We start from the raw sequence: 12,342 nt of genomic DNA, 5'->3' as shown, positions 1-12,342 counted from the left end.
CGGGGCGCGAGGAGGGCCGGCTGCCCGCCCCGGCCCCCGGCTCTCCGCGTCCCTACGACAGCGTCATGAACCGCTGCACCAGCGACGCCAGGAACACCAGCAGCAACGGCATCGCGAACCAGAACATCCCCTGGATCCAGTGCCGTTGACGCGCGCTCGGCGACGTCGCCACCCGGAGCACCTCGCGGGCCGCCAGCACCGCGACCAGCGCCCCCAGCGCCAGCGCGCCGAACACCGTCCACGGCGTCCAGGTCACCTTCGGGCCGGCCGGACCGGGACGGGGCGGGGCCACCTCGCCCGCCGGCCGCCGCGCCGGCTCGTACACCGCCGCATGCTCGTTGGACAGCACCCGCCGCAGGTCGTCACGCCGGTCCAGGGCGGTGCGCAGCCGCCGCTCCCAGTCCGCCGGATACCCCGAGTCCAGCCGCAGCGCCTCCGACTGGCCGTGGTTGACGATCAGATACGACTGCGGTCCGGCGTCCCGCAGGGCGGTGACGAGGGGGCCGACCCGGGCCGGGTCGCGCGGCGCCGGGATCGGTTCGTACTGCACCCGCTCCATGTCCCTGGCGCCCCAGGGCATCGCCGGGGTGACGCTGTCGACGGGGTCGTGGCTCGGCCACAGCAGCCGCACCGTCGGACGGTCGTGCGCGTAGACGTGGTCCATCGCCGCGACCTCGCCCGGCCGGATCCGCTCGAAGGGCTCGTTGCCCCAGCGGGCGACGAGGAAGCCGCCGGCCAGGAGCAGCCCCGTCAGCAGCGCGGCGAGCGGCCCGAGCCCCCGTCGGGCGTCCGTACCGCGCGGGAACAGCGCCAGCGCCGCCAGCACACAGGCGCCGGGCAGCGCGAACAGAAAGACCCGCAGCGCCATTTCGCCGCCGTAGGACTGCATCCCGAACGCGAGGAAGGGCACGAACGCCAGGGTCAGCAGCGAGCGTTCGGTGAACCCCGCCGCCCGCCGCCGCAGCGCCCCGAGGCAGGCCAGCGCCAGCACCCCGCCCGCCAGCGCCACCCGGGCGTACCGCACCAGCTTGTGGGTGGGGTCGCCGCCGCCGATCCGGTCGGTCACCGACGAGGAGACATTGCCGCCGATGCCCCCGAGCCCGCCGAACAGCTCGTCGAAGTGGCCCGACCAGTACGGCTCGGCCAGAAACCCCACCCACGCCGCGACCAGGACGCCCAGCAGCAGCGGCAGACCGCGCAGGGAGGAGCGGCGGACGAGCACCAGCACGGTCAGCACGCCGAGCATCACGAACGGGGTGAGCTGGTGGGCCGCCACCGCCGCCGCGAACAGCACGATCAGCGTGCTGAGCAGCACCGCGAGCTGGGCGCGGCCCGCCGGGTGCGGCTCCGCCTCGCCCGGCCGCCGCCCGGACCCCGCCGCCACGGCCATCGGCCGGGTACGGAACCACACCAGCACGATCGCCACGAACACCAGGTAGAGGAGGTAGGTGAACCCCTGCGGGGAGAAGTAGTCCTGGCCGACCCAGCCGCACAGCGCGAACAGCCAGGCCGCGCACCACTTCGCCCGCCAGCTCGCCCGTACCGCCTTCAGGAGCAGGAACAGCGGGGCCAGGTACAGCAGCTGGAGGGTAAGCGGCCACCAGCGCAGGACCTCGGTGAAGTCGGTGACGCCGCACGCCTCGGCGAGGAACTGCACCCCGGCGAAGAAGCCGGGCCAGCTCCAGCGGGCGTCCAGGTCCGGTACCGCGGTGCCGGTCCTGCCGAGGTGGTCGAGGAAGCCCAGATGCTGCCAGGCGGTGGGGAAGCGCGGCTCGGTCTCCAGCACGGCCGGGAGCGCGTGCAGGGACACCACCGTCAGCACCAGTACGGCGGTGAGCAGGGTGCGGCGCGGGGTGGGCAGCCAGAGCGCCCAGGCGTACGCCGCCACCAGCAGGACGACGCCGGCCAGTGTCGCCGCGGGCAGCACCGAGATCAGGCCCAGCCCCGTCATGCGGTCCAGGTCGGCGTCGCCCATGCCGCGCAGCGGCAGCCAGAACAGCGCCGGCGCGGCGGCGAGCAGCGCCCATCCGACCGCGGCGGGACGCCTGCCCGAGCCGGGGGAGCGTGCGCCGCCGCCGGGAGCCTTGGTGGCCGGGGCCGGGGCCGGGGCCGGGCCTGCGCCGGAGGCCTGGTCGTACGCCCTGACGCCGTCGCCGAGATCCCCGTACACCGCCAGATCCGCCAGGTCGCCGTCCGGAGGCAGACCGTCCGCGGGGATCCGGGCCGGCGGTGCGGTCACCACCCGCCCGCTCAGCACCCGGCGCAGCCGTCCGCTCGCGATCGCGACGATCACCGCCAGGCTGGCGATCTCGGCGACGCCGGCCCCGGTCAGCCCCATCCGCGGCAGCAGCACCAGCGTCAGCCCGAGCACCAGCACACACAGCAGGCCCTGCAGGGCGGCCAGTCCGGACGTCCGGCTCTGGGCGCGCAGCACCGCGAAGTGGACCTCCATCACCACGCGCAGCGCGGCGCCCACCGCGAACCAGCGCAGCAGCGGCGTGGCCGCCTCCGCGTACCCCGGCCCGAAGAAGCCGAGGAGGTAGGGCGCGCAGACGAACAGCGCGAGGCAGACCGGGACCATGATGCGGGCCATCCGCCGCAGCGCGGCCCGGGTGTTGGCGGCGAGCTGCGGCGGATCGTGCGCGCCCTCCACGGTCAGCGAGGCGCCCATGTTGAGGGCCAGCAGATTGACCGTGCCGCCGATGGCGGTGGCGATGTAGAAGTACGCGTTGTCCGCCGCGTCGACCTGGGAGGCCACCAGGACCGGGACGAGGTAGACCACGGCGAGGGAGAACAGCGAGCCGGTGTAGTCGCCGGCCAGGAAGCGGCCCGCCTCCCGCAGCGACGGGGGGCGGGCGGTGCGCCGCGTGGTCCGTACGTGCCGGGGGATCAGCCGCCGGAACACCAGCCAGGCGAGCGGGACGACGGAGACCGCGATCGCCGCGACCCAGGAGACGAACACCCCGGCGGTCGGGATCGCGGCGGCGAAGGCCACCAGCAGCCCCAGCTTCACCGCGGAGAAGGCGAGATTGCCCACCGGCACCCACAGCGCGCTGCGCAGCCCGGTCAGCACCCCGTCCTGGAGGGTGAGCAGCGACCAGGCGACCACGGCCAGGACGAATCCCAGGCCGTTGAGGGTGCCGTGCAGAAAGCGGTAGGAGAGGCCCCACAGGTCGAGGGTGAGCAGGAAGCCGGTCGCGGCGATCGCCACCACGACCGAACTGCCCCCGTACGTCCGCAGCACCAGCCGCCGGGTGGTGCGGCCGGAGACCGGGATGAAGCGGGCCAGCGCGCCGGTCAGGGTGACCGCGGTCAGCCCCGCCAGCAGCTTCATCGCGGCGATCGCCGCCGAGCCCTGGCCGACCGCGGACTCCGTGTAGAAACGGGCCGCGACCAGCCAGAACCCCAGACCGAGCAGCCCGGAGACGCCGGTGTTGAGCATCAGCGCATAGGCGTTGCGGAACAGCGGACTGCCGCCGTCCCGCCCGCCCGGCCGCGGTGGCCCTTCCTCCGTGCGCTGCTCGGCCCTGGTGGTGGTGTCGGACACCGGCTCAACTGCCCCTTCTTCCGCCGCGGGGATGCCGCGGCGGGCTCGGCGTCAGCGGCCCGGCGTGCACAGCCGGACCGCCTGTCGTGATCTGCGGACGACCGCGTACCCCTTGGTGAGCACCCGGTCCCGGGCGAAGGCGCGGACGAGCCCGCGGCCCTCGACGAGCCGGGCGAACTCCTCGGTGTCGGTGTCGCGCCGCACCGTCAACCGCGCCAGCGCGTACGGCCCCTGACGACGGGCCGCCGGCGTATTGCCCACCGCGAGCGCCTGCCGGAACCCCAGCCCGCGCACGGTCCGCCGCACCCTACGGTCGCAGTGGCCGTAGGGGTAGGCGAAGGACTCGGGCGCCGTCCCGACCTCATCGGCGATGATCTCCTTGCAGCGCAGCACCTCGTGCCGCAGCCGCTCGTCGCCGAGGTCGTCCAGAGGGGGATGGCGGTGGCTGTGCCCGCCGATCTCCACCCCGGCTCCGGCCAGCTTCCGCACCTGGTCCCAGTCGAGCATGGTGTCCAGCGCGCCCCCGGTGCCGTACGGGCCGCGCAGCCAGCCCGTGGTGACGAAGAGGGTGGCCGGGAAGCCGTGCCGGGCCAGGGCCGGCAGCGCGTGCCGGTACACGCCCTCGTAGCCGTCGTCGAAGGTGATCAGCACCGGTCTGTCCGGCAGCGGGCCGCCGCCCCGCCAGGCCGCCGCGAGCGCGGCCACGGTCAGCGGGGTGAAGCCGCCGTCGGCCAGGACCGCCAACTGCTCCTCGAACGCGGTGGGCGTCACCGACAGCTCCCGTACGGCGGGTGTCGGGGCCACGGTCACCGCGTGGTACATCAGGATCGGCACCGGCCCCGGTCTGCCGCTCATACCGCCGCCCCTTCGTGCGCCGCGGCCGTCGCCGCCCCGTCGCCGCCGGGCCCGTCGACCCGGGTGCCGGGAAGGGGAGTTCGCCTCCGGCGTGCCTGCAGCGTGCCCCAGGCGTAGCCGGCCGCCGCGGCCGCCGTGCCGGCCACGATCGCGCCCGCCCGGCCGGCCCCGCCGGGCCGGCCCAGCAGCGCGTCCCGTACCCCGCGCAGCACCCCGGCGGGCAGCACCCGGGCGGTGTGGCGGCGTTCGGACGCCAGCCCGTCCCGCGTGCCGACACTCCGCGCCACCAGCGCCTTGGACAGCCCCTCGGCGTACGCCCGGCTGCGGAAGTAGCCGAACCGCTGCCGCTCGGCCGGCACCCGGTGGTGGATCACCGACCGGTCGTCGATCAGCAGCACCGCGTCCGGTATCAGCCGCGAGATCCGGATGCACAGCTCGGTCTCCTCGCCCCCCAGGGGCCGCCGGTCGCCGTCCCGGCCGATCCCGGTCGCGAAGCCGCCGGCGAGGTCGAACGCCACCCTGCGGAAGGAGGCGTTGCCGCCCAGCACATTGCGCACCCGCACCTTCCCCGGCGGCAGACCGCGGTAGGTGCAGCCGACCACCCAGTCGAACTCCTCGGGGAACCACACCGGGCGGCGGCCGGACTCCCAGGCCGGTTCGGTGCGTCCGCCCACCGCCATCACCGCAGGGTCGGCGTACGCCGCGGCGAAGTGGCGCAGCCAGTCCCGCTCGGCCACCGCGTCGTCGTCCAGGAAGGCGATGACCTCGCCGTCGGCGGCGGCGATACCGGTGTTGCGCCCCGCGGAGAGTCCGCGGGGTCCCGAATTGGCCATGATCAGCAGGGGAGTTGACGGCGCGCCCGGCGCGTTCGCGCCCCTGTGGGCGCCGCCGAAACGCCCCCTGAGCCGGTCGAGCAACCGCTGGTGGTGGTCCACCACCAGCAGCAGCTCATGGGCGGGATGGGACTGTGCGCGGACGGATTCCACCGCGGCCAGGATGTCGTCCCACCGGTCCTCGGTGTGGACGCAGATGACGACGGAGATCCGCAGCGCCGGGCCGACCGCCGGTCTCCGCGGGTTCACAGGGCGTCCCCGGTGATCAGCGCCGGCCGGGCGACCCGCTTGCGCCGGGTGCCCCGCTCGCGCAGGATCACCCGCAGCACCCGCAGGCCGTCGCGCACCGCCCGCAGGTTGCTGACGCCGTGGATGCGGTGGTACTCGTGGCTGGGGATCTCCTGCACCCGCAGCCCGGCCTTGACCACCCGGATGTTCATCAGCGTCTCGACCTCGAACCCCGCGCAGTCCAGGGCGATCTCGTCCAGGCAGTGCCGCCAGAAGGCGTTGTAGCCGTAGCAGAGATCGGTGTAGCGGGCGCCGAACTTGGCGTTGACGACGGCGGTCAGCACGCGGTTGCCGAGCTTGCGGACCGGGGTCATGTCGTCCGTGCCGCCGCCGTTGGCGAACCGCGAGCCCTTGGCGAAGTCGGCCCCGGACACCAGCGCCGAGACATAGCTGACGATCTCGCCGCCGTCGGCCGAGCCGTCCGCGTCGACCATCACGATGATCTCGCCGGTGCAGGCCGCGAAACCGCTGATGAGCGCGTCGCCCTTGCCCTTTCCGCGCTGCGGTACGACGGTGACGTCCGGCCGCAGTTTCCGGGCGACGCGGACCGTGTCGTCGGTGGAGTTCCCGTCGACCAGGATCACTTCATGAATCCAGTCCGGCAGGGTTTTGAAGACGTACGGGAGGTTCTCCGCCTCGTTCATCGCCGGAATGACGACGCTGACGGCCGGTGCGATGGCCAGATGTGAGGAAACAGGACGGTAGACGGCCTGGTCCGGCAGCAGCGTCAGCGGCGGTTCATCCGCGTCGGCCGGGCGAAGGAACGAGCTCATGGGTTGATTTCCCTCTCGTCCGGTGGGCCGCCCTCCCCCGGGCGGCCCGTGCTGGATATCCGGGTCGAAAGGGGGGTTCACACCCCGCTCCGCACGGCGGTGGCGCCGTGCGGGCAGGGCGAGCTGGCATGCGTGTTCCGGACGCGCGGCTCGTGCTTCGGACCCGGCAAGCCGTGATCGGCAAACCGGGACCGAGCGCACGGGACCCCCCCAACCGCGCACCGCACCGGGCGCTCCATCGTGTCGCCGAGCCCTCCCCTAGAGCCGCCTTGCGATGATCGTCCGATGCGGGTGGATGTGCGACGGTATTGATGATTGGGACTGTAAGGCAAGAAGTTCCACGCCAAATACCCTTTGGCGCAATTGGCCGGTACGCACTGATGTACGCCAATATTCATGCACCGGCGTACGCCTCTCCTGCGCCGTCTCGTATAAGGCGGAATTTCCGGGCGCGCGGGGTCCGACCGAATTCACCGCCCCGACCGGAGCCGCCCCACCCGCTTGAGCAGGCGGTCCGCCGGCTCGAACAGCTCCGGCCGGGCGAGCACCGCGTTGCGCAGCGCACGCACCGGCGCACGGCGGGCCCGGTGCCCCAGGGCCACCGGATGGCGCCGCATCACCCACCCCTCGGACACCAGGAGTTCACGGGTCTTGAGGGAGTCCTTGTAGTCCTTCGCCCCGCGCCCCAGATCGAGATAGGCCGGCGAGTCCGCGGCCGCCGCCTGCGCCATCCGCAGGTGCAGCACCAGGCCCGGCGAGTACTTCGCGAACTGCGGGTCGTAGGCCGGGAACCAGCAGGCGAGCACGGACGGCGAGCGCAGCCCGAAGTGCGCCGCGACCGGCCGCTCACCGGCGTACAGCACCGACAGCAGACCCGCGAAGGAGTCCGTACGGCTGTGGAACAGCTGCTGCACGAGCCGGACGATCCAGGGGTGCGCGAAGCGGTCGCCGCGCCCCGTCCTGCGGTACTGGGCCGACTTCCAGCGCATCAGCGTGCGCAGCGCCGCCGGGTCGCGCTCGTCGTGGACGTAGCGCACCGGTCCGACGTCCCGGCCGAGCCGGCGCTCCTTGGCGAGGGTGGTCCGGGTGAACTTCGGCGACCGCGCCCGCAGCCCGGCCAGATACGCCTCGAAGCCCTGGTCCACGTCGATGACGGGCGAGGCGTGCCGCCCGAACGAGGGCGTCTCGAAGGTGCGCTGGCCCGCCACCAGGTGATCGAACTCCAGCACCGACAGTCCGCAGGCCCGCAGCAGCTCCTGGGCGCCGCACCGGAATCCGGGCCGGTGCACCAGCCCCTGCGCGTCGGAGACGCCCAGCCCGATCGCCCGCCCGACACCGAGCGCCGAGCGCTGGAAGGGCAGGAACGCCGCCGGGGCGCCGTCCTGGTGGACCACGGCGATGCGTACCCCGCCCCGGGAGCGACCCACGGCCAGCGCGAACTCGGGGGCCAGGAACGGGTTCGCCAACTGCGGCGCCCCCAGGGACCGCGCCTCGGCCTGCAGGGCGGTCCAGGCGCCGCGCTCGGCCTCGGCCAGCCGGCCGGGGCGGTACACCGCGACATCCACCTCAGCCCGCCCGCCGTCGGGGCGCGCGTCCGGACCGGTGCCGCAGCGCGCTCCACAGCAGCACCGCGCCGCTGAACGCCGTCACCGCGAGCACCCCGCCGCGAACCGACCACAGATGCAGCGCGAGCATGGCCTGCGCCACCAGCAGATCGACGGCGAGCGCACCGGCGCCGGCGACCACCGCGCGGCCCAGGGGATCGGTCCGGCCCAGTGCGGAGGCGATCGCCGCGGCCGGCGCCATCAGCAGGAAGAAGAAGGTGAACGGCGCGCGCAGCGGCGAGCCGATGTCGGCGAGCGCGAGTACGGCCCCCACCCCGCCGATTCCGACCGCCACTCCCGCGAGCAGCGAGACGGCGGCGCCCGCCGGCCGCTCTTCGGGTGGTGGCGACTCGTACGAGTCCTTGCCGTCGATGGTGTCGGTGCGCATTGGCAGCTTCGCCCCCCGTACCGCCGGATGCCGGGCCTCAATGTCGCGCAACGCCCAGAGCACCGTCAAGACACGAAGAAGGCCGGAAACCTACGCAACCCGACAGGGTGTGCGGACACCTGCGGGCCGCCCACAGACGGCGCAATGGCGGGCCGGCGGACCGGCCGTCCGGAGACTGGGGGAGCAAGCGCTGGGGCCGATCCGACCCTGATCCACCGGACACGCCCCCAGGTCAGAAGCCCGGTGGAAGGAGTCGCGTCGGTGGAGCCGCCGAGTGGGGCCGCGCTCACGGTGATCATGGTGGGGCTGACCGTGGCCACCGGTGTGCTCGACGCCGTCAGCTTTCTGACGCTCGGTCAGGTCTTCACCGCCACCCAGACCGGCAATCTGCTCTTCCTCGGCTTCGGCATCGCCGGGCAGGGCGGGCTGCCGGTGGCCGCCACGGCGGTCTCGATCGGCGCCTTCCTGCTGGGCGCGGCGCTCGGGGCCCGGATGGAGTCGACGCTGGCCGCGGAGCAGCGCCCGTGGTTCCCGGCCGCGCTCGTCGCGGAGGCGGCGCTGCTGTTCGCGGCGGCGGTGGCGGCCTGGGAGGACGGGCCCTGGCCGGTGCTCGGCCGGCGCCATGTCGTCGTCGGACTGATGGCGGTGGCGATGGGCATGCGCAATGTCACCAGCATGCGGGCCGCCGCCCCGGACCTCACGACCACCGTGGAGACCCGGGCGATGGCGGCCCTGGTCAGCGGGTCGCCGCTGGGGCACGACAGGAAGCTGGGGTACGGCTCGCACGCCGGGGCCCGCCGGCTGTCCTCCGTGACCGCGATGTTCGCCGGCGGCCTCCTGGGCGCCGGCCTGCTCGGCCTGGGGACGCGGCCGACGCTGGTGATCCTGCTGGTGGCGGTGTTCGTCGCGGCCACCGCCTTCCTGATGTACGGCCTCATCCACGGCCCTCGCTCCAACGAGGGCTGACGCCGCGCCACCCGCGCCCGTCGTCCGGAGCCGTGCCGGGCCCCGGACGGCGCACCGCCGCCCGGGGCCCTTATGGGCACGAGGGGTCACCTCGCCCCTACGGGACGATCTTCAGCAGCTTGTTGGGCGAGCCGCTGCCCGGGTTGGTCACCACCCCCGAGGTGGCGCCGTTGGTCAGGGCCGTGGCGACCTGCGCCGGGGTGGCGGTCGGGTGACCGGCCAGGTAGACCGCGGCCGCACCGGTCACATGCGGGGTGGCCATCGAGGTGCCGGAGATGGTGTTGGTGGCCGAGTCGCCGGTGTTCCAGGCGCTGGTGATGGAGCTGCCGGGCGCGAAGAGGTCCACTCGCGAGCCGTAGTTGGAGAAGGACGAGCGGGCGTCGGTGGAGGTGGTCGAACCGACCGTGAGGGCCGCCGGGACCCGGGCGGGGGAGTAGTTCTGGGCGTTGGCCCCCGAATTGCCGGCGGCGACGGCGTACGTCACCCCGCTGTCGATGGACTTCTGCACGGCGGTGTCCAGGGCCGCGTCCGGGCCGCCGCCCAGCGACATGTTCGCCACCGACGGGCCGCTGTGGTTCCTGGTGACCCAGTCGATGCCCGCGACGACCTGGGCGGTGGTCCCGGAGCCGGAGTTGTTCAGCACCCGCACCGCCACGACCTTCGCCTTCTTGGCGACGCCGTACGCCGTGCCGGCCGCGTTCGCCGCGACATGGGTGCCGTGGCCGTTGCCGTCCTGCGCCACGTTGTCGTTGTCGACCGCGTCGTAGCCGTTCACCGCCCGGCCGCCGAAGTCCTGGTGCGTGACGCGTACGCCGGTGTCGATGACGTAGACGGTGGCGCCGGCGCCCGCGCTGTCGGGGTAGCTGTACTTCTTGTCGAGCGGCAGCTTGGCCTGGTCGATCCGGTCCAGGCCCCAGGACGGCGGGTCGGTCTGGGTGCCCAGGGCGTGCACGGTGCGGTCCTGGAAGACCTTGTCGACCGCCGGGTCGGCGGCCAGCGCTCTGGCCGCCTGCGCGGAGAGCCTGGCGGAGTAGCCGTTGAGTGCGGCGGTGTAGGTCCGCCGCACCGTTCCGCCGTACTCGGATATCAGGCCTCTGCCGTCGGCCGAGGCGGCCTTGAGACCGGCCGAGCGCTTCAGCGTGACGATATAGCTGCCGGGCACCGCGTCCGGGGCGCCGGCTCCCACGACGGTGCCCTCGGCGGGCGCCGCGTGGGCGGGGAAGGCGAGGGTGCCCAGGGCGGCGGCCGCGGTGGTCGCGACCAGCGCGGTGGCGATCCGCAGCGTGGTCGAACGCCGCGGGGTGGTGGTACGGGATGTGGTGGAACGCATCACTGCCATCGCGAGGGAGTCCTCCTCATCGGTGGCGCGCCGTGGTGCGCGCGCAGGGGGTTGCGTACGGGTTCGTACGCACCTTGGGGCGGCGGGGGAGTCCGTTGAACCGTTGACCGCCCGTCAAAGAGATTCGCGGGCTTCGAGCACGGGCGGCAAGGGTTCTGTCGGGATGTCATATGCACGTCACGGCAAAGCAATGACATGGCAGGGAACATCCGCCCCAATCAGGAGATTTGCCGTGAACTGCGAAATGACTTTTGACATGAACGCTTCCGACAGTCCGCGAACCTTGCTACGACGGATATGGCAGAGACCCTGCTAAGGGAGGTTCCATGAGACTGTCCCGATTCGCGGCCCTGACGTCCGCCTTCTTCGTCACCACGGCGCTCGCGCTCACCGGCGCGAGCGCCGCCGCGTCCGCCCAACTCCCCACCGCAACCGGCTATGTGGCCCTCGGAGACTCGTACTCCTCGGGCGTCGGGGCCGGCAGCTATGACAGCGCCAGCGGCTCCTGCAAGCGCAGCACCAAGGCCTATCCGGCCCTCTGGAACGCCGCGCACTCCCCCTCCTCGTTCGCCTTCACCGCCTGTTCCGGAGCCCGAACGGGTGATGTGGTGAACGGTCAGCTCGGCCCGCTCAACGCCTCCACCGGTCTGGTCAGCATCACCATCGGCGGCAACGACGCCGGTTTCGCCGACACCATGACGACCTGCGCGCTCCAGGGCGAGAGCGCCTGCCTGGCCCGCGTCGCGCAGGCCAGGACCTATATCGACAACACCCTGCCCGGCAGGCTCGACACCGTGTACGACGCGATCGACCAGAAGGCCCCGAACGCCCGCGTGGTGGTCCTGGGCTATCCGCGCTTCTACAAACTCGGTGGAAGCTGCGTGGGCGGCCTCTCCGAGAAGTCCCGGTCCGCGATCAACGCCGCCGCCGACGCCATCAACGGCGTGACCGCCAAGCGCGCCGCCGACCACGGTTTCGCCTTCGGCGACGTCAACGCCACCTTCGCCGGCCATGAGCTGTGCTCGGGCAGCGCCTGGCTGCGCAGCGTGACCTTTCCCGTCGACGAGTCCTACCACCCCACCGCCGCCGGTCAGTCCGGCGGGTATCAGCCGGTGTTCGCCGCCACCGCGTGACGACCCGCACACCGGGCGCCGGGGAGGGGTCGTGAGATCCCGGTCTCTCCCCGGGCGTTCCGGCGCCCCGTCGACGGCGGTCGAAGACCCCCGCCGACGCCCGACGGTCCCTCAACTCGCCCTGGTACGCGCCTTGTACGTGACATTCCGTATGGTGTTCGTCAACGTCAAGGCGAGGCAGGTGAATCCGTTGACCGGTCTGCACGCGTGTCCGCCAAGAGAGATAGGGTTACCCTGCCCGGGCCGGGTGCCCTCGTAAGGGTGGGGAGATTCATGGAACAGATAACAGTGCGTAGCAGGGCGAGAGTCCCTGCCGTCAATTGTGGGAGCAGTGCGTCCAGCGCACGTCTCGACCGCCATCTCGCGGTGCTGGGTGGACCCGCCATCCCGCAGCGTGAGGCGGAGGGCGCGACCTCGCTGATGCAGGAGCTCACCGCGCGCGATCACGCGCGTTCGAGGAACGGCCGCGGCGCCAGGGTGTCGCTGTTCGCGCCGCTGCGCAGGCTGCGGCGTTCGCTGTTCGGGGGGCATGGCTGACCCGCTTCACCAGCGGCTTACCGGGCGGCCGGCCCGCCCCCGCCCGACCGGTCCGCCCAGCACCACCCGTCACGTCGTG

10 protein-coding genes are annotated in these 12,342 nt (G+C 73.1%); 3 read left to right on the top strand and 7 right to left on the bottom strand.

Features of this window, described 5'->3' with window-relative positions:
* Window positions 1–52: 52 nt before the first annotated feature.
* The 6 genes from ACZ5XZ_RS20745 to ACZ5XZ_RS20720 form a co-directional block, all read right to left on the bottom strand.
* Window positions 53–3,547 (bottom strand): lipopolysaccharide biosynthesis protein, encoded by a 3,495-nt coding sequence (locus ACZ5XZ_RS20745; protein WP_468980030.1) that lies wholly within the window; start codon window positions 3,545–3,547, stop codon window positions 53–55.
* Between the two features lie 51 nt (window positions 3,548–3,598).
* On the bottom strand, window positions 3,599–4,402 hold the full coding sequence (locus ACZ5XZ_RS20740) for a polysaccharide deacetylase family protein (RefSeq protein ID WP_468980027.1): 804 nt from the start codon (window positions 4,400–4,402) through the stop codon (window positions 3,599–3,601).
* Window positions 4,399–5,484 (bottom strand): glycosyltransferase family 2 protein, encoded by a 1,086-nt coding sequence (locus ACZ5XZ_RS20735; RefSeq protein WP_468980026.1) that lies wholly within the window; start codon window positions 5,482–5,484, stop codon window positions 4,399–4,401. The genes ACZ5XZ_RS20740 and ACZ5XZ_RS20735 overlap by 4 nt, the downstream gene beginning before the upstream one ends.
* Window positions 5,481–6,296, bottom strand: a complete 816-nt coding sequence (locus tag ACZ5XZ_RS20730) for a glycosyltransferase family 2 protein (protein ID WP_468980024.1) — start codon at window positions 6,294–6,296, stop codon at window positions 5,481–5,483. Before ACZ5XZ_RS20730 ends, ACZ5XZ_RS20735 begins: the two co-directional genes overlap by 4 nt.
* Before the next feature lie 470 nt (window positions 6,297–6,766).
* Entirely contained in the window at window positions 6,767–7,861 is a 1,095-nt protein-coding gene (locus tag ACZ5XZ_RS20725) for a GNAT family N-acetyltransferase (RefSeq protein WP_468980022.1), read from the bottom strand.
* A 1-nt stretch (window position 7,862) separates the two neighbouring features.
* Window positions 7,863–8,288, bottom strand: coding sequence for a hypothetical protein (locus ACZ5XZ_RS20720; protein ID WP_468980020.1), 426 nt, complete (start codon window positions 8,286–8,288; stop codon window positions 7,863–7,865).
* A gap of 261 nt (window positions 8,289–8,549) precedes the next feature.
* Here ACZ5XZ_RS20720 and ACZ5XZ_RS20715 point away from each other — a divergent pair, with 261 nt between their 5' ends.
* Complete coding sequence (locus tag ACZ5XZ_RS20715) at window positions 8,550–9,254, top strand: YoaK family protein (RefSeq protein ID WP_468980018.1); 705 nt, start codon at window positions 8,550–8,552, stop codon at window positions 9,252–9,254.
* Window positions 9,255–9,351: 97 nt separating this feature from the next.
* On the opposite strand, the gene ACZ5XZ_RS20710 is transcribed toward ACZ5XZ_RS20715, so the two are convergent.
* On the bottom strand, window positions 9,352–10,593 hold the full coding sequence (locus ACZ5XZ_RS20710) for a S8 family peptidase (RefSeq protein WP_468980016.1): 1,242 nt from the start codon (window positions 10,591–10,593) through the stop codon (window positions 9,352–9,354).
* Window positions 10,594–10,919: 326 nt separating this feature from the next.
* Between ACZ5XZ_RS20710 and ACZ5XZ_RS20705 the strand changes: the two genes are divergently transcribed.
* Window positions 10,920–11,726: an SGNH/GDSL hydrolase family protein gene (locus ACZ5XZ_RS20705; RefSeq protein WP_468980014.1), complete on the top strand. Its 807-nt coding sequence runs from the start codon at window positions 10,920–10,922 to the stop codon at window positions 11,724–11,726.
* Window positions 11,727–11,999: 273 nt separating this feature from the next.
* Window positions 12,000–12,263, top strand: coding sequence for a hypothetical protein (locus ACZ5XZ_RS20700; RefSeq protein ID WP_468980012.1), 264 nt, complete (start codon window positions 12,000–12,002; stop codon window positions 12,261–12,263).
* The last annotated feature ends 79 nt before the right edge of the window (window positions 12,264–12,342 follow it).

It is taken from the genome of Streptomyces sp. NPDC033270, assembly GCF_055576575.1.
The sequence above is the reverse complement of the archived record's forward strand: the minus strand, read 5'-3'. Positions and strand labels throughout refer to the sequence as shown.